The sequence below is a fragment of the Streptomyces rubellomurinus genome (assembly GCF_000961885.1).
Lineage (GTDB): Bacteria > Actinomycetota > Actinomycetes > Streptomycetales > Streptomycetaceae > Kitasatospora > Kitasatospora rubellomurina.
On sequence record NZ_JZKH01000010.1, the window covers coordinates 33,143 to 51,276 of the forward strand.

General features: G+C 73.3%; 9 protein-coding genes. 7 read left to right on the top strand and 2 right to left on the bottom strand.

Features of this window, described 5'->3' with window-relative positions; translation table 11 throughout:
* Nucleotides 1–80: 80 nt before the first annotated feature.
* From VM95_RS07425 to VM95_RS07445, 5 genes are all read left to right on the top strand, one after another.
* Nucleotides 81–1,001 carry a zinc-binding dehydrogenase gene (locus tag VM95_RS07425; protein WP_045693251.1) on the top strand — a complete coding sequence of 307 codons (921 nt, stop codon included), beginning with the start codon at nt 81–83 and terminating at the stop codon, nt 999–1,001.
* 346 nt (nt 1,002–1,347) lie between these two features.
* Nucleotides 1,348–2,331, top strand: a complete 984-nt coding sequence (locus VM95_RS07430) for an ABC transporter permease (RefSeq protein ID WP_045693252.1) — start codon at nt 1,348–1,350, stop codon at nt 2,329–2,331.
* 1 nt (nt 2,332) lies between these two features.
* Entirely contained in the window at nt 2,333–3,232 is a 900-nt protein-coding gene (locus tag VM95_RS07435) for an ABC transporter permease (protein ID WP_045693253.1), read from the top strand.
* Nucleotides 3,229–5,319: a dipeptide ABC transporter ATP-binding protein gene (locus tag VM95_RS07440; protein ID WP_107072875.1), complete on the top strand. Its 2,091-nt coding sequence runs from the start codon at nt 3,229–3,231 to the stop codon at nt 5,317–5,319. The genes VM95_RS07435 and VM95_RS07440 overlap by 4 nt, the downstream gene beginning before the upstream one ends.
* A gap of 38 nt (nt 5,320–5,357) precedes the next feature.
* Nucleotides 5,358–7,055, top strand: coding sequence for an ABC transporter family substrate-binding protein (locus tag VM95_RS07445; RefSeq protein WP_045693254.1), 1,698 nt, complete (start codon nt 5,358–5,360; stop codon nt 7,053–7,055).
* A 91-nt stretch (nt 7,056–7,146) separates the two neighbouring features.
* On the opposite strand, the gene VM95_RS07450 is transcribed toward VM95_RS07445, so the two are convergent.
* Nucleotides 7,147–8,400 carry a tannase/feruloyl esterase family alpha/beta hydrolase gene (locus VM95_RS07450; RefSeq protein WP_045693255.1) on the bottom strand — a complete coding sequence of 418 codons (1,254 nt, stop codon included), beginning with the start codon at nt 8,398–8,400 and terminating at the stop codon, nt 7,147–7,149.
* A 218-nt stretch (nt 8,401–8,618) separates the two neighbouring features.
* Between VM95_RS07450 and VM95_RS07455 the strand changes: the two genes are divergently transcribed.
* On the top strand, nt 8,619–9,908 hold the full coding sequence (locus VM95_RS07455) for an esterase/lipase family protein (protein ID WP_052707187.1): 1,290 nt from the start codon (nt 8,619–8,621) through the stop codon (nt 9,906–9,908).
* Between the two features lie 11 nt (nt 9,909–9,919).
* Nucleotides 9,920–10,951, top strand: coding sequence for an alpha/beta fold hydrolase (locus tag VM95_RS07460; RefSeq protein WP_052707188.1), 1,032 nt, complete (start codon nt 9,920–9,922; stop codon nt 10,949–10,951).
* A gap of 55 nt (nt 10,952–11,006) precedes the next feature.
* Here the strand turns inward: VM95_RS07460 and VM95_RS07465 are convergent, their stop codons facing one another.
* Entirely contained in the window at nt 11,007–17,987 is a 6,981-nt protein-coding gene (locus tag VM95_RS07465; protein WP_045693256.1) for a DUF7927 domain-containing protein, read from the bottom strand.
* Nucleotides 17,988–18,134: the final 147 nt, after the last annotated feature.

Below are 18,134 nucleotides of genomic sequence, written 5' to 3' on the forward strand. Positions count from 1 at the left end.
CGTAGGCGACAACCGACGGCTGTCGGCCTCGCTCGTTCGTTGTTGGATCGCCGGGCGGCCGCGGCGGTTGCATGGTCCCCATGCAGAGACTGATTCCCACCGCGGAGCCCACCCGTCCCGTCGCCTTCGCCGACGCCTCCCAGCCCGTCCCGGAGCCCGACGAGGCCCTGATCAAGGTCGAGGCGTTCGCCCCCAACCGGGGCGAGACCTTCCTCCTCGAACGCCCCCGGCCGCAGTGGCTGCCGGGCAAGGACATCGCCGGGCTGGTCGTCCAGGCGGCGGCGGACGGCTCCGGCCCCGGCGTCGGCACCCGGGTCGTCGGGCACCCGCCGCAGGGCGGCTGGGCCGAGTACGCCGCCGTGCCCACGCACTCGCTCGCGGTGCTCCCGGACGGCGTCGACAGCGTACGGGCGGCGGCCCTGCCGCTGGCCGGGATCACCGCCCTGCGGCTGCTGCGCACGGCCGGCTCGCTGACCGGCCGGCGGGTGCTGCTGACCGGCGCCTCGGGCGGCGTCGGCCACTACGTCACCGAGCTGGCCGTGGGGGCCGGCGCGGAGCTGACCGCGGTGACGGCCACGCCGGCGCGCGGCGCGCGGCTCGCGGCCCTGGGCGCCCGGGTGGTCCACGACGTCGCGGCCGCCCAGGGGCCGTTCGACGTCGTGCTGGAGTCCACCGGCGGGCCGAACCTGCCCGTCGCCCTGTCGAAGGTGCGCCCGGGCGGCCTGCTCGTCTGGTTCGGCCAGGCGAGCCGCACCCCCGCGACCCTCGACTTCTTCGACCTGCTCAACGGGCCCGAGCGCGTGACGATCCAGCACTTCCACTACGCCGGAGCCCCGTACGGCGACGACCTCGCGGCACTGGTGAGCCTGGTGGAGCAGGACCGGCTGCACCCGGAGATCGGCCGCACCGAGGACTGGGCGCGGACCGCCGAGACCCTGGTCGACCTGCGGGAGCGCCGGATCCGCGGCAAGGCCGTCCTGCTGACCGGCGGAGGACGATGACCGGCGCGAGGTCACGCGGAGCGCGCCGGGAGGGGGGACCGCCCGGCGCGCTCCCGGCGTAGCGGCGCACACTGTGGACGCCCGTGACGCAGGCTTTGCAATTGCATGACAAGCGCCTGCGAATGCTTCCCTCGCCGCCGATCATGATCACAGAATGTCTCGACACCAGGCCGCGATCACCTCCGATTCCGAGGGATCGGCCGCGCGTTTCCATCCCGCAGAAAGCCACGTCGAGCATGCGCAGAACCGGCCCACCGCCACCCGCCCCCCGCACCGCGCCCGGTACGGCCCCGAGCGCCGCACCGCGTACCGCGACCGCCGTACCGGCGCGCGGGAAGGCGGGGCCGTGCTCCGCCACGTGATGCGCAAGGCGGTCGGCTGGCTGGCCATGATCGTGGTCGCCACCAACGCCACGTACGTCCTCGCCTCCTGGTTCCTCGACCCGAGGTCCAACTACCTGGGCACGCGCCCGATCCGCACCGAGGCGGAGATCGACCGGGCCCTGGCGCCGTACAACCTGGACCCGCGGGTGCCGCTGGTGGACCGGTGGTGGCACTGGCTCCGCGACGTGGTGCTGCACTTCGACTGGGGCAAGTCCCCGGTCGGGGCCCCGGTGAACGACGAGATCGGCTTCCGCGTCCTGGTCAGCGGCCAACTGGTCACCGCCGCCACGCTGTTGTCGGTGCTCCTCGGTGTCGCGCTGAGCGTGTCCACCGCGTCCCGGCAGTACGGCTGGTGGGACCGGTTCACCCAGCTGGTCTCGGTCTTCCTGTTCAACGTCCCCACGGCCGTCGCCGCGCTGGGCGTGGTCCTCGTCGGGATCTGGCTCAACCAGAGCCTCGGGCTGCGCTTCCTGTACGTCGCCGGGGAGAAGTCCCCGACCGTCGAGGGCCTGCTGCCCACCCTGGCCGACCGGCTGCAGCACCTCATCCTGCCGACGCTGAGCCTGACCCTGCTGGGCTACGTGGGCTACCACCTGACCCAGCGCACCCTGCTGCTCGACGCCATCGACTCGGACTACGTGCGCACCGCGCGCGCCACCGGGCTGACCCGCGCCCAGGCGATCCGCCGCCACGCGCTGCGCGCCTCGCTGATCCCCACCGCCACCTCCCTGGCCTTCGGCATCCCCGCCGTGTTCACCGGCGCGGTCGTCACCGAGACCGTCTTCGGCTGGAACGGCATGGGCCAGTACTTCACCCAGACCATCGCCAAGAACGACGTGCACGGCGCCGTCGCGGTCGCGGCGTTCGGCGCGGCCATGACCGCCATCGGCGCCGTCCTCGCGGACATCGCCGTCGTCGTCCTCGACCCACGGGTGCGGGTGAACTGACATGACGACATCCGTGATCCCGTCCGCGGCGCGGCCCGCCGCGGGCAGCGGCCGGCTGTACCTGCGCCGCTTCGCCCGCAACCGCGGCGCCCTGCTCGGCGTGGCGCTGTTCGCCCTCCTGGTCCTGTTCAGCGCCTTCGGCGGCCTGTTCTCGCCGTACGCGCCCACCGACGCGGACTTCACCGCGCTCACCCAACCCCCGGGCGCAGCCCACTACTTCGGCACCAACCAGGGCGGCAACGACGTCTACGCCCAGGCCGTGCACGGTCTGCAGCGCTCGCTGGTGATCGCGGTCAGCGTGTCGGCGCTGACCATCGTGCTGGCCGCGCTGATCGGCGCGGGAGCCGCGTACCTGGGCGGCCGGGTGGAGAAGCTGACCCTCGCGGTCATCCACTTCCTGCTGGTGGTCCCGTCGTTCCTGATCCTCGCCCTGGTCTCGCACCGCCTCGCCGGCGACTGGCGGGTGCTGATCGTCGTGCTCACCGTCTTCGGCTGGATGACCACCGCCCGCGTCGTCTGGTCGCTGTCCACCTCGCTGCGCGAGCGCGACTACGTGCTGGCCGCCGAGTTCATGGGCGTGCGGCCGTGGCGGATCGTGGTGCGGCACATCATCCCCAACCTCGGGTCCCTGCTGGTGGTCAACCTGACCCTCGGCGTCGTCGCCACCGTGCTCAGCGAGACGGCCCTGTCGTTCCTCGGCTTCGGCGTGCAGACCCCCGACGTGTCGCTGGGGACGATGCTCGCGGACGGCTCCGGCACCATCACCAGCGCCCCCTGGCTGTTCGTGTTCCCCGCCGGCCTCGTCGTCCTGCTCACGGTGTCGATGACGCTCGTCGGCGACGGGCTGCGCGACGCGCTCGACCCCACCTCGGTATCGGCCGCCTCGGGAGGCGCACGATGAGCATCACCCTCGCACCGGCCCCCGAGCGCCCGGCGCCCGGCGGCGGGCCGGCCCCCGTGCTGTCCGTACGGGACCTGCGGATCACCTTCCCGTCCGAGGCCGGACCGGTCGAGGCGGTGCGCGGGGTCAGCTTCGACGTGCTGCCCGGCCGGACGCTGGGCATCGTCGGCGAGTCCGGCTCGGGCAAGTCCGCGACCGCGATGGGCGTGATGGGCCTGCTGCCGCCGACCGCCCGGATGTCCGGCGAGGTGCTGCTCGGCGGCCGCGACCTGGTCGGCCTGGACGACACCCGGCTGTCCCGGGTGCGCGGCCGGGAGATCGGCATGGTCTTCCAGGACCCGCTGTCCGCGCTCACCCCGATCTTCTCGGTCGGCCGGCTGCTGTCCGACGCGCTGCGCGTGCACCAGAGCCTGTCCAAGCAGGCCGCGTGGGAGCGCGCGGTGGAGCTCCTCGACCTGGTCGGCATCCCCGAACCCCGGCGCCGCGCACGGTCGTTCCCGCACGAGTTCTCCGGCGGGATGCGCCAGCGCGTGGTCATCGCCCTGGCCATGGCGAACGCGCCCTCGGTCATCGTGGCCGACGAGCCCACCACCGCCCTCGACGTGACCGTCCAGGCCCAGATCCTGGACGTGCTGCGGACGGCCCAGGCGGAGACCGGCGCGGGCGTCGTGCTGATCACCCACGACCTCGGCGTCGTCGCCGGGTACGCCGACGAGGTCGCCGTGATGTACGCCGGGCGGATCGTCGAACGGGCGGGCGTCGACGCGCTGTTCCGGCGCCCCACCATGCCGTACACCATCGGGCTGCTGGGCGCCGTCCCCCGCCCCGACGCCCCGCAGGACCGCCCGCTGGTACCGATCGGCGGCGAACCCCCGTCCCTGGTGGCGCTGCCCACCGGGTGCCCCTTCGCGGACCGGTGCCCCGCCGTGCTCGACCGCTGCCGCACGGCGGAACCCGAGGCGGTCCCCGTCGCCGGGCACGGGCAGGTCGCCTGCCTGCGCGCCGAGGAGATCGCCGACGGACGGCTGCGGGCGGACGCGCTCTTCCCGGCGCCGGCCGGCAGCACCGTCGACACCGGAACCACCGGCGAAGTGGTCCTGCGGGTCTCCGGCCTGGCGAAGACCTTCCCCGTCACCAAGGGCGCGTTCCTCAAGCGCCGCACCGGCACGCTGCACGCCGTCAGCGACGTCGAGTTCGACCTCCGGGCCGGCGAAACCCTGGGCCTGGTCGGCGAGTCCGGCAGCGGCAAGACCACCACGCTCCTGGAGGTCCTGCGGCTCAGGCCGCCGGAGCGCGGCCGGATCGAGGTCGCCGGGACGGACGTCGCCGGGCCCCTCCCCGCCGACCGGCTGCGGGAGCTGCGCGGCGCGGTGCAGATCGTCATGCAGGACCCGATGGGCTCCCTCGATCCCCGCCTCACGGTGTTCCAGCTGCTCGCCGAACCGCTGCAGGCGGTCGGCGTCGACCGGCCCGCGGTCCGGGCCCGGGTGGCCGAACTCCTGGGCCTGGTCGGCCTCGACGCCTCGGTGACGGAACGCTTCCCCGCCGCCCTCTCCGGCGGGCAGCGCCAACGCGTCGGCATCGCCCGCGCCCTGGCCACCCGGCCCCGGATCGTGGTCCTGGACGAGCCGGTCTCCGCCCTGGACGTCTCCGTGCAGGCCGGCGTGGTCAACCTGCTCACCCGGCTCAAGCGCGAGCTCGGCCTGGCGTACCTGGTCGTCGCCCACGACCTTGCCGTGATGCGGCACTTCGCCGACCGCATCGCCGTCATGTACCTCGGACACGTCGTCGAGAGCGGCAGCACCGAAGCCCTCTTCACGGACCCCCGGCACCCGTACACCGAGGCCCTGCTCTCGGCGATCCCCGTACCCGACCCGCGGCGCGAACGCACCCGCGAACGGATCGTCCTCGACGGCGAGCAGCCGAGCGCCACCGACCTGCCGCAGGGCTGCGTCTTCGTCGACCGCTGCCCGCTGTACCGGCGACTCACCGACGACGGGCTGCGCGAGCGCTGCCGTACGCAACGGCCCGCCCTGGGCCCGGCCGCGCCCGGCTCCGACCACCGCCACGCCTGCCACGCCCGCTGAACACCCCACCGCACAAAGGAATGAGGACCCACTCCGCCATGCGATCGAGAATCGCCGTCCCCGCAGCCGCCCTCACCGCGGCCCTCGCCCTCGCCCTCTCGGCCTGCAGCTCCGCCGGCCCCGGCGCACCGGACGCCGGCAAGGCCCCCGGCCAGGGCAGCTCCGCCACCGCGGCCTCGGCGAAGGTCGACTACAACCCGCAGCCCTACGACAACGTCAAGGAGGGCGGCACCTACACCAGCGCGGGCACCATCGACGACCAGGGCAATCCCTTCAACGCCAACGCCACGCTCACCGCCAAGCGCGTCTGGTTCTGGTACAACCCGGACGTCATCACCTACTCCCCCACCGGCGAGGTGCAGTACAACCCGGACTACCTCAGCGACGTCAAGTCCGAGGTCGTCGACGGCAACCAGCGGGTCGTCCTCACCCTCAACCCGGCGGCCACCTACAACGACGGCACCCCGATCGACTGGACGGCCGTCAAGGCGACCTGGCAGACCAACAGCGGCGCCGACAAGGAGTACAACGCGGCCGACACCGAGGGCTACAGCCTCATCACCTCGGTCACCCGCGGCACGGACGACAAGCAGGCCGTCATCGAGTTCAAGGGCGCCGCCCCCTGGTGGTCCAGCCTGTTCACCACCTTCCTGCACCCCAAGGCCGCCACCGTCGCCGGCTACAACGACGCCTACGTCAAGGCCGTCCACCCCGAGTGGGGCGCCGGCCCGTACACGGTCGGGACCTTCGACGCCAAGACCGGCGACCTCACCTTCGTCCGCAACCCCAAGTGGTGGGGCAAGAAGGGCAAGCTCGACAAGCGCGTCTACGTCAACCTGGAGTCGGACGCCGCCGCCAACGCCTTCAAGAACGGCCAGATCGACTACACCTCCGCCGGCGACGCCGAGGGCCTGAAGCGGCTCTCCGGCGTCCAGGGCACCGGGATCCGCCAGGGCGGCAGCCCGTTCGCCTACTCCTTCTACCTCAACGCCAAGTCCCCCAACCTGCAGGACATCCAGGTCCGCAAGGCCCTCCTGGAGAGCGTCGACCGGGCCCAGATCGCCAAGATCCAGTTCCAGGGCCTGGGCGACTACAGCGAGCCGCTGCCCGGCTCCCTGCTGCTCTTCAGCTTCCAGAAGGGCTACTCCGACAACGTCGGCGCCGTCATCAAGCACGACCCGGAGGACGCCAAGAAGACCCTGGACGCCGCCGGTTGGAAGCCCGGCAGCGACGGCATCCGCGAGAAGGACGGCAAGAAGCTCACCGTCACCTACACCCTGCGCGGCAACGACCCCCTGGAGAAGGCCACCGCCGGCGCCCTCGTCCAGATGCTCAAGCCGGTCGGCATCCAGATCGACCTCAAGACCTCCACCGCCGCCGACTTCAGCAAGATCCTCACCGACCACAGCTTCGACATCTTCCTCGTCGGCAACCGCGCCCCCGACCCCTTCGGCACCCGCTACCTGTGCCAGTTCTACTGCAGCGACAGCAGCTCCAACATCGTGAGCATCGGCTCCCCCGACCTCGACAAGGAGATCCACGCCGTCGCCGCCATCGCCGACCCCGACCAGCAGACCATCCAGGCCAACGCCGTCGAACGCAAGGCCCTCGAACAGTACGGCTACCTGCCCCTCTTCAGCGGCCCCTCCATCTACGGCATCAAGACCGGCCTCGCCAACGTCGGCGCCACCATCTTCGCCACCCCCCTCCCGGAAACCGTGGGCTGGCAGAAGTAGCCCCCTCCCGCAACGCCCTGTGGCCGCCCCACCGGACCCCGATCCGGTGCGGCGGCCACCGCCACGCGCGGGCGTCAGCAGCTCAGGGCGGTCACCAGGTGCCGATGTCGGCGGGGTCGACGTCCGTGGTCCAGGGGACGGTGCGGTTGGTGGGGGGCTGGGTGGCGTGGTCGACCCAGGCTTCGAGGGCTTTGAAGGCGGTGCGGTAGAAGGGGAGGAGGGGGCGGAGGCGGTCGGGATAGGTGTCGCAGAAGCCGTCGACGTGGTTGCCGGCCTCGATGCGGTACTGGCGGTGGAGGTGGGCGCGGCCGGCGGTGGCGACGAGGTGGGTGTAGCGGTCGGAGTGGAGGGTGATGGGGAGGAGAGCGTCCAGGGTGCCGTGGAGGGAGAGGAGGGGTTTGCCGATCGCGCCGGTGAGGGAGACGCGGGCGACGGCTTCGCGGACGGCCGGTGGACGGGTGGGGTAAGGGTAGTCGGCGTCGGGGCCCGGGTAGTGGGGGTCGAAGACGGCGCGGTAGGTGCGTTGGGTGAAGTCCCAGTAGAGCTGGTGGTGGAGGTCCCAGAGGAACTCCGAGCCGGGCGGCAGGCCTGCCTCGATCAGCCGGACATGGGCGTCCGGGTCGGCGCCGTCGCGGTAGGCCGGGTAGTGGGCGAGCACCGCGGGCAGGTGGGTGAGCAGGTTGGGGCCCTCGGGGAGCCAGAGCGGGCCCTCCCAGTCGACGCCGCCGTCGTAGAGGTCGGGGAAGCGCTCCAGCTGGACCCGGGTGAGGTAGCCGCCGTTGGAGATGCCGGTGACGTAGGTGCGCTCCGGTTCGGTGCCGTAGTGGTGCCGGACGGCGGCACGGGCGGCGAGGGCGAGTTCGTGCAGGCGGTCGGTCCATTCGGCGAGGGCGTCGCCCGGCTCGCTGCCAACAAGAGAGAAGTCGGGCCCGGAGTTCCCCTTGTCGGTGGCGGCGTAGGCGTAGCCCTCGGCCAGGGCGTGGTCGGCGATCAGCCGGTCGGCGGCGTACTGGCGGCGGATGCCGGGTGCGGCGGTGACGACCAGGCCGCCGTTCCAGGCGGCGGGCAGCCGGAGGACGAACTGGGCGTCGTGGTCCCAGCCGTGGTTCGGGTTGAGCCGGGTGGCGGAGGGGAAGCAGCCGTCGACCTGCCATCCCGGCACCGGGCGGGCCGGCTGCGGGGTGTCCGCGCTGTGGAGTCCGTCCCAGTCGGCGAGGACCGTGTGGCCGCGGGACAGGGTGCCGGCGGTGGTCAGGTCGTCGAGGGCCACCGCGTGCTGCCGTTCGGCTCCGGGCACGCGCGGTGCCCATCCGGTCGGGGCGGTCGGGGCCGGGGCGCCCGTCATCGCGGGTCTCCTTCCGTTGGGGCCGGGTGATGGGGCCGGGTGATGGGGCCTAATCACGGGGCCGGATCACGCAGCTTCGTCGGGGCGCGCGGCCCCTGGCCAGGTGGCCGACCCCCACAGAGGGACGGTCGAGGTGTGCGCCACCGCCATAGGACGGACACGACGGAATCCGTAGCGTGTCACGCACTCGGCCCTCGGCTCGGAGGAGTGAACACGGCATGTGGAGAAGCGGTAGGCGAAGAGGCGCGGGCTGGGTGCTCGCGGGCGTGCTGGCGCTGGTCGGCGCGATCATCCCGTCCGGAACGGCCACGGCCGATGCGACAACAGCGGCGGTGCCGGCCAACCTGACCCTGGAGGCGACCTACCCCACCGTCGCCAACGGCTGGGACCACGTCGAGCGGTACCTCGACACCACCCCCGGCTTCCGGCAGGAGCAGTATCCGCCGGACGGCCGCGGCAATCAGGACGGCCAGCGCCTCACCTTCTTCGGCGGCGTCAAGCAGCCCTTCTCCGGCCGCTTCCTGCTCTACTCGGCCCCGGGCTGGAACACCGGCGCGCACCAGGTCCCGGTGCTGCTGGTGCACGGCGCCAACGACAACCCGGACCGGGCCTGGGCCAACCCCGGCGAGTCCGGCGGCTACGGCTGCGGCGCCGCCTCCTGCCCGAGCACCGGGCTGATGCAGAAGCTGGCCGGGCAGGGCTACCGGGTCTTCGCGATCGGCTTCGCGCACAAGCAGGGCGACAACCTGATGCAGGCCCAGGAGGTCGGCGACGCGGTCGCGCTGATCCGTGCCAAGCTCGGCGTCCCGCAGGTGGACCTGGTGGGCTGGAGCAAGGGCGAGATGTCCACCCGCGCCTACGTGTCCTCGGTCAAGCCCTCCTGGGGCCGCCCGTACGCGGGCGACGTGCGCAAACTGATCACCCTCGGCGGGCCGAACGGCGGCTACGACTACCCCTTCGCACACGGGTGGGCGCACGACTTCTCGATCTGGCCGCAGTGCGGCGGCGCGATCAACGCCCCGTCCCCGCACCTGCACATGACCTGCTACGGCACCTACACCGCGCACCCCGAGTTCTCCTTCACCCCCACGAGCGGCTACGACGACTACCCGGGGCAGCGGCAGATGCTGGCGCGCTGGGACTCGGTCTTCGGCATCGACCAGACCCAGCAGGACTGGTACACGACCTACTACGGCGGCCAGGGCTTCTACACCGACGGCGGTGGCATCCAGGCCGCGATCGACGCCGGCTCGCTGGTCGCCCCGCTGAAGCAGGCCGGGGTCCCGGCCTCGGTGACGGCCTACCTGCTGGCCGGCGGCACCCCCAACATCCTCGGCATCTACAACGAGAACCGCGGCCCCAGCGACGGCGTGGTCTTCGTGTCCAGCGCGCTGGACACCACCGGCTTCGGCACCGTCGGCGGCACCGCGCTGATCGCCACCGCCAACCACCTGGAACTCGGCTGGGACGGCGCGGCGAGCGCGCAGGTCGCCGGCTGGCTGAACTGAGGACGCCCCGGATGATCACCGACCGACTGACGGCCACCGACCGGTTGACCGTCAACTACGCCGAGGTCGAGGGCCGCACCACCGGGGAGCCCGTGGTCCTCGTGCACGGCAACGTCTCCTCCAGCGTCTTCTGGCACCCGACCATGGCCGCGCTCCCCACCCGCTACCGCCCGCTCGCGCCCGACCTGCGCGGCTTCGGCGGCACCGAGCCGCTGCCGGTGGACGCCACCCGGGGCCTGCGCGACCACAGCGAGGACCTGCTCTCGTACGTCCGGGCCCTGGCGCTCGGCCCGGTGCACCTGGTCGGCTGGAGCATGGGCGGCGGCGTGGTGCTGCAACTGCTGCGCGACCAGCCGGACTTGGTCCGCTCGCTCACCCTGGTCAACCCGGTCTCCCCGTACGGCTTCGGCGGCACGCACGGGGTCGACGGAACGCTCAACTCGCCGGACGGCGCGGGCTCCGGAGCAGGCGGCGCGGCGCCGGAGTTCGTCCGGCTGCTGCGCGAGGGCGAGTCGGGCGCCGGGTCGCCGTTCGCGCCGCGCGCGGTGCTGGACACCGCCTACGTCAGCGAGCCGTTGACGGAGTCGGACCGCTACGTGGCCGCGATGCTGACCACCCGGATCGGGGACGACCACTACCCGGGCGACAGCCGGACGAGCGAGGCCTGGCCGGGCTTCGGGCCCGGGGAGCGCGGGGTGCTCAACTCGATGGCGCCGACGCACTTCCGGATCGACGACCTCGAACTGGTCGAGCCGAAGCCGCCGGTCCTGTGGATCCGCGGCTCGGCCGATGTGATCGTCTCCGACACCTCGCTCTTCGACCTGGCCCACCTGGGCGCCATCGGCGCGGTGCCGGGCTGGCCCGGAGCGGACACCTGCCCGGCGCAGCCGATGGTCGCGCAGACGCGCGCCGTGCTGGACCGCTATGCCGCGGCGGGCGGCCGGGTGCGCGAGGTGGTGGTCGAAGGGGCCGGGCACAGCGTGCAGTTGGAGCGGCCGAAGGAGTTCCTGGCCGCCCTGGTGGAGGCGCTCGGCGACGCCTGACCGAACGACCCCGCACCCCCTGGCCGGTTGGAGCCGGCCAGGGGGTGCGGGCGGGTCAGCGCCGCGAGCGGCGGACGGCGATCAGGCTGCCGCCGAGCACCAGGAACAGCACGGTGATCAGCAGCGCCGGCACCGGGTTGCGACTGCCGGTGGGCGGCAGCGGCGGCTTGGGCGTCGGGCCCGGGCCGGGCGTCGGGCTCGGGCTCGGGCTCGGGCTGGGCGTCGCGCTCCGGACGGTGGTGCTGGTCGAGCAGGTGCCGTCCGCCGCCCGCCGGGCGGCCTCGCCGCCGGAGCAGTTGGAGCCGTCCGCCGTCAGCCGGTTGACCAGGGTCTTGCCGCCCGCGTCCGGCCGCACGGTGACGGTGTACGTGAGCGTCTCCGTCGCACCCGGCCGGACGTCCAGGGTCCACGTCAGCCGCGGCGCGGAGTAGGCCGTCCGCCCGCTGCTGGCACGGGCATCGGCGCCGTAGCTCGCGCCGTCCAGGACCCCGGAGAGGTCGTCGGTGACGACGGCGCCGAGGTACGTGCCGCCGGCCCGGTTGGTCGCGGTGACGGTGTACGTGACGGTGTCGCCGGCCTTCGGGTGCGCCGGGCTCGCCTGCTTGGTGAGCAGGAGGTCGTGCCGCACGGTGATCGGCTCGGTCGGCGTCGCCACCGCCGTGTGGGCGGTCGCCGCCGGGTCGGGACCGCCGGTGACCACCGCCGTGTTGACCGGGACGGCCGTGGCGTCCGGGTCCAGCGTGCCGGACAGCGTCCAGGACGCCGTCGTCCCCACCGGGATCTCGACGGCCGGGCAGGTCGCGACCCCGTCCGCGACCGGGCACGGCGTGCCGTCCGCGTCGGACGCCATCGACGCGCCGCCCACCCCGGCGGGCACCCGGTCGGTGACGACCACGTTCCGCGCCAGCGAGGGCCCGTCGTTGGTGACGGTGACCCGCCACCGGATCTGCTGCCCGGCGACGACCGGGGAGGTCAGCAGCACCTTGGCGACGGTCAACCGCGCTTGCGGCGAGGGCGAGGCGGACGGAGAAGCGACCGCCGTACGGGTCGGGTCGCTCGGGTCCGGCCCACCGGTCACGGTCGCCGTGTTGGTCGGCGTGACGGTGGCCCCGGCGTCCAGCGTGCCGGACAGCGTCCAGGTCATCGAAGCACCCACGGCGATCTCGACGGCCGGGCAGGTCGCGACGCCGCCGACGACCGGGCAAGCCGTGCCGTCATCGGCCGCCATCGAGGCGTTCGACACCCCGGCCGGGACGTGGTCCACGACGACGACATCGCGGGCCCTGGCCGGTCCCCGGTTGGTGACGGTCACCCGCCACCGGATCTGCTCCCCCGGCACCACCGGGTCGGTGAGCAGCACCTTCGACACGGTCAACCGCGCCTGCGGGGAAGGCGAGTTGGAGGGCGAGGCGACCGCCGTGTGGGTCGGCGTGCTCGGGTCCGGACCGCCCGTCACGACCGCCGTGTTCGTCGGCGTCACGGTCGCGTTCGGGTCCAGCGTCCCGGACAGCGTCCAGGTCCGCGTCTCCCCGGCCGGGATCTCGACCGCCGGGCAGGTCGCCGTACCGCCGCTGATCGGGCACGCGGTACCGTCCGCGTCGGACACCATCGACACGTTCGACACCCCGGCCGGCACTCGATCGGTCACGACCACGTCCCGAGCCCGCGAGGGCCCGTTGTTCGTCACCGACACCTGCCACCGGATCTGCTCCCCCGGCACCACCGGGTTCGTCAGCAGCACCTTCGACACGACCAGATTCGCCTGCGGCGACGGCGAGTTCGACGGCGAAGCCACCGCCGTGTGCGAGGACGCGGACGGATCCGGACCACCCGTCACCACCGCCGTGTTCGTCGGCGTGACGGTGGCGTCGGCGTCGAGCGTCCCGCTCAGCGTGTACGAGGCCGACTGCCCGACCTCCAGCTCGATGGCGGGGCAGGTGGCGACGCCGGTGCCGATCGGGCAGGCGCTCCCGTCCTCGTCCGAGACCATCGCGGCTCCGGACACGCCGTCCGGCACCCGGTCGGTGACCACGACGTCGCGCGCCCGGGACGGACCGTTGTTGGTCACCGTCACCCGCCACGCGATGGCCCCGCCCGGCACCACCGGGTCGGTCACCAGCACCTTGGCCAGGCTCAGCCGCGCCTGCGGCGACGGCGAGCCGGTCGGCGAGGCGACGGCCGTGTGGGTCGGCGTGCTCGGGTCCGGGCCGCCGGTCACCACCGCCGTGTTCGTCGGCGTCACGGTCGCGTCCTGCGCGAGGGTGCCGGAGAGCGTGTACGTCACCGTCCGGCCGACCGGGATCTCGACCCCCGGGCAGGTGGCCACGCCGCCCGCGACCGGGCAGGCCTCCTTCGTCCCGTCCGGGGACAGCGAGGCACCGACGACGCCGTCCGGGATACGGTCGCTGACCACGACGTTCCGGGCCTGGCTCGGTCCGTTGTTGGTGACGCTGATCCGCCACTCGATCAGTTGCCCGGGCACGACCGGGTCGGTGAGCAGCGCCTTCGACACGGTGAGGCGGGCCTGCGGCGACGGCGAGCCGGTCGGCGAAGCGACGGCCGTGTGCGCCGTCGCGGTCGGATCGGGGCCGCCGGTGACGGTGGCGACGTTGACCGGGGTGCTGGTCGCGGTGGAGTCGAGCGTTCCCGTGACGGTGTAGGACACGCTGCCGCCGGCCGGGATCTCGACGGCCGGGCAGGTCGCCGTGCCGCCGCTGATCGGGCAGGCCGAGCCGTCCGCGTCCGAGGTCATGCTCGGGCCGTCGACCAGGGCCGGGAGGGTGTCCGTGACGACGACGTTCCGCGCCCGCGACGGGCCTCGGTTGGTCACCGTCACCCGCCACTGGATCTGCTGCCCCGGGACGACCGGGTTGGTCACCAGCGCCTTGGCGATGCTCAGGTTCGCCTGCGGCGAGGGCGAGTTGGTGGGCGAGGCCACCGCCGTGTGCGCGGTCGCGCTCGGGTCGGGGCCGCCCGTCACCACCGCCGTGTTCGTCGGCGTCACCGTCGCATCCGGCGCCAGCGTGCCGGTCAGCGTGTACGAGGCCGTCTGCCCGACCTCCAGCTCGATCGCCGGACACACCGCCGTCCCGTTCGCGACCGGGCAGAGGCTCGCGTCCGCGTCCGACTGGAGAACGGCGTTGCCGACGCCGTCCGGGATCCGGTCGGTGACGATGACGTTCCGCGCCCGCGAGGGGCCGTTGTTGGTCACCGACACCCGCCACTGGATCGTCTCCCCCGGGACGACCGGGTTCGTCAGCAGCACCTTCGACACCGACAGGTTCGCCTGCGGCGCGGGCGAGTTGGTGGGCGAGGCCACCGCCGTGTGCGCGGTCGCGCTCGGGTCGGGGCCGCCCGTCACCACCGCCGTGTTCGTCGGCGTCACCGTCGCGTCCTGCACGAGCATGCCGGTCAGCGTGTACGACGCCGTCTGCCCGACCTCCAGCTCGATCGCCGGACACACCGCCGTCCCGTTCGTCACCGGGCAGACGCTCCCGTCCGCGGCGGTCATGCTCGCCGCGCTGACGCCGTCCGGTACGCGGTCCGTGACCACGACGTCCCGCGCCCGCGACGGGCCGTTGTTCGTCACCGACACCCGCCACTCGATCTGCTGTCCCGGCACCACCGGATCAGTGAGCAGCACCTTCGAGACGACCAGACTTGCCTGCGGGGAGGGCGAGTTGGTGGGCGAGGCCACCGCCGTGTGCGCGGTCGCGGTCGGGTCGGGGCCGCCCGTCACCACCGCGGTGTTCGTCGGCGTCACCGTGGCGTTCGGGTCGAGCGTCCCGGACAGCGTCCAGGTCCGCGTCTCCCCGGCCGGGATCTCGACCGCGGGGCAGGTCGCCGTACCGCCGCTGATCGGGCAGGCGGTACCGTCCTGCGCGGTCATCGACGGGCTCGACACCCCGGACGGCACCTGATCCGTGACGACCACGTTCCGAGCCCGCGAAGGCCCGTTGTTCGCCACCGACACCTGCCACTGCACCTGCTGCCCCGGCACCACCGGGTTGGTCAACAACACTTTCGACACGACCAGATTCGCCTGCGGCGACGGCGAGTTCGACGGCGAAGCCACCGCCATGTGCGAGGACGCGGACGGATCCGGACCACCCGTCACCGTCACCGAGTTCGCCGGCGTCACCGTCGCATTCGGGTCCAGCGTGCCACTCAACGTCCAACTCACCGACGAACCCACCGCGATCTCCACCGCCGGACACGTCGCAACACCACCACTGACCGGACACACCGACCCGTCCGACGCCACCATCGAGGCGCCACTCACACCCGCCGGCACCTGGTCCGTCACGACCACGTTGCGCGCCCGCGAGGGGCCGTTGTTCGTGACGGTCACCCGCCACTGGATCTGCTTCCCCGGCACCACCGGATCAGTGAGCAGGGCCTTGGAGACGGTGAGGCCGGCCTGCGGCGACGGGAAGGTCGACGGCGAGGCGACGGCGGTGTGCGCCGTGACGGACGGGTCGGGCCCACCGGTGACCACCGCCGTGTTCGTCGGCGTCGCCGTCGCGTTCGGATCCAGCGTGCCGCTCAACGTCCAACTCACCGACGAACCCACCGCGATCTCCACCGCCGGACACGTCGCAACACCACCACTGACCGGACACACCGACCCGTCCGAAGCCACCATCGAAGCACCACTCACACCCGCCGGCACCTGGTCCGTCACGACCACGTTCCGCGCCCGCGAAGGCCCGTTGTTCGTCACCGAAACCCGCCACTGCACCCGCTCCCCCGGCACCACCGGACTCGTCAACAACACCTTCGACACCGCCAGGTTCGCCCGCGGCGAGGGAGACGAGGTCGGCGAGGCGACGGCCGTATGCGACGACGCGTGCGGATCCGGACCACCCGTGACCACCGCCGTGTTCGTCGGCGTCACCGTCGCGTTCGGATCCAGCGTGCCGCTCAGCGTCCAACTGGCCGTCCCGTTCACCGGAATGGTCACGGCCGGGCACGTGGCAACCCCACCACTGATCGAACACGCCGACGCGTCCTGGTCGTTGACCATGCTCGCGCCGGTCACCCCGGCCGGGATCCGGTCGGTGACGACCACGTTCCGGGCCGTCGACGGGCCGTTGTTGGTGACCTCGACCTGCCACTTGATCGGCTGGCCGGGAACGACCGGGCTGGTCAGCAGGGTCTTGGACACCACCAGGTTCGCCTGGTGGTCGGGCGGGACGGGGTTGGCCCTGCTGGTGCAGTCGGGCGAGCAGCCGGGGTCGGTGGCGCCGCTCGGCGGGGTGACGGTGGCGCGGTTGTCCAGGGAGCCGACGGCGTCCGGCGGAACCGTCCCGGTGAGCCGATAGCTGACCTGGCCGCCGGCCGGGATGTCGACCGTCGTGTTGATGTTGCCGGTGCCGCTCGCCGCGCCGCCGCAACTGCTGCCACCAACCGCCGTACAGGTCCAGGTGAAGTTCTGGATCGCGGCGGGCAGGGTGTCGCGGACGGAGGCGCCGACCGCGTCCGAGGGGCCGTCGTTCTTCACGACGATCGTGTAGGTCAGCGGCTGCCCGGGCACGTACGGGCTCTTGTCGGGCGTCTTCGTCACCGACAGTCCGGTGGTCACCCGCCCCGGCGTGTCGACGGTGCTGGAGCAGGTCGGCCCGCAGTTCGGGTCCGTCGTGGCGCTCGGGCGGGTCACCGTCGCGGTGTTCGAGAGCGTGCCGGTGGTGGAGGAGGGGACGGTGCCCGTCACCGTGTACGTCACGGAGTCGTTCGCGGCGACTGTCGCCGTCGTGTCGATGCTGCCGGTGCCGCTCGCGGCGCCGCAGGCGCTGCTCCGGGAGCCCGCCGCACAGGTCCAGGTGAAGCCGGACAGCGCGGACGGCAGCGCGTCGCGGACGGCCGCGTCGACGGCGGGCGCCGGCCCCGCGTTGCTCACCACGACGGTGTAGGTGAGCGTCTGCCCCGGGACGTACGTGGTCGGGGCGGCCGACTTCCGGACGGACAGGGCGACCTGGGTCACCCACTCGATGACGATCTGGCCGTTGCCGCCGTTGCTGTAGCCGCCGCCGTCGCCGATGCCGCTGCCGCCCACGTACTGGGCGTCGGTGCGCCCGCCCGAGGTGCCGCCCACGCCGTTGCCGGTGCTGTTGGTGCCGTTGGAGGTCTGGGTGTTGGTGACGCCGGCGCCCCGGTTGTAGCCGGATCCGCCGCCGCCCATGCCGTTTGCGTCCAGGGCTCCGCCGCGCTGGCAGGCGCCACCGCCACCGCCGTAGTAGCCGCCGCCACCCCCGCCGCCGCCCTCGTACTGCGGCGCACTGGCACCCCGGCCGCCCTGGTACTGGCTTCCGGCTCCGGCGGTCGCGCAGGAGGTCTGGGTGGCCGCCGCGCCGCCCGCGGTCTGGGTGCCGCCCCGGCCGGAGGCGGTCGGTTGGTTGTCCTGGCCGCCGTTGGCGCCGCCACCGCCGCCGGCCGCCGGGGTGAGGGCGTCGGCGCCGGGCGAGGATCCGCCGCCACCGCCGGCGATGAGCAGCGGGTTGCTGCCGGAGGCGCCGTTCCACACGGCGCTCATGCCGCCGCCGCTGCCGCCGGTCGCGCTGGCCCCGGCGCCGTTGGTGAAGCCCTGGCCGCCGGCCCCGCCGCCGCCGTACGTCGAGCTGGTGCTGTTCAGCTGCCCGCCCTGCCCGACCGTGAGGGTCAGGGACTGGCCGGGGGTCACGGCGAGGGCGCCGGTGGTGTAGCCGCCACCGCCGCCGCCGTACTGGCCGGTGTAGTACGGCCGGGGGGAGCCCGCGCCGCCGGCGCCGAACACCCGGGCGTAGACGCTGCTCACTCCGGGCGGCACGGTGAAGGTCTGGTCGCCGCCGCTGTAGGTGAAGCGCGCGCAGTTGGTGAAGCCGGTGCTCGGCGTGCACGCGACCTGCGCCCGCTGCTTCGCGGGCAGGCTCCGCGGCGCGTGGGCGGGCGGGGCGGCGGCGAGCGCGAGTCCGCTCTGGGGCACGAGGCAGAGCAGCGCGAGCACGCCTCGCATCGCCGTCGAGAACCGACCGCCGAGCAACGACTTCACCGGAGCCATCCGGCGTCTCCTCTCGCGACCCGCGCCGCCGCGCACCTGCGCCGACGCGGATGTGCGGGCGCGGCTGTGCGGGCGCGGCTGTGCGGACAACACGACAGTCAGGGGAATGCGCGCATGCGCGATCAGAGGATTGCCGAGGTCAGGCGC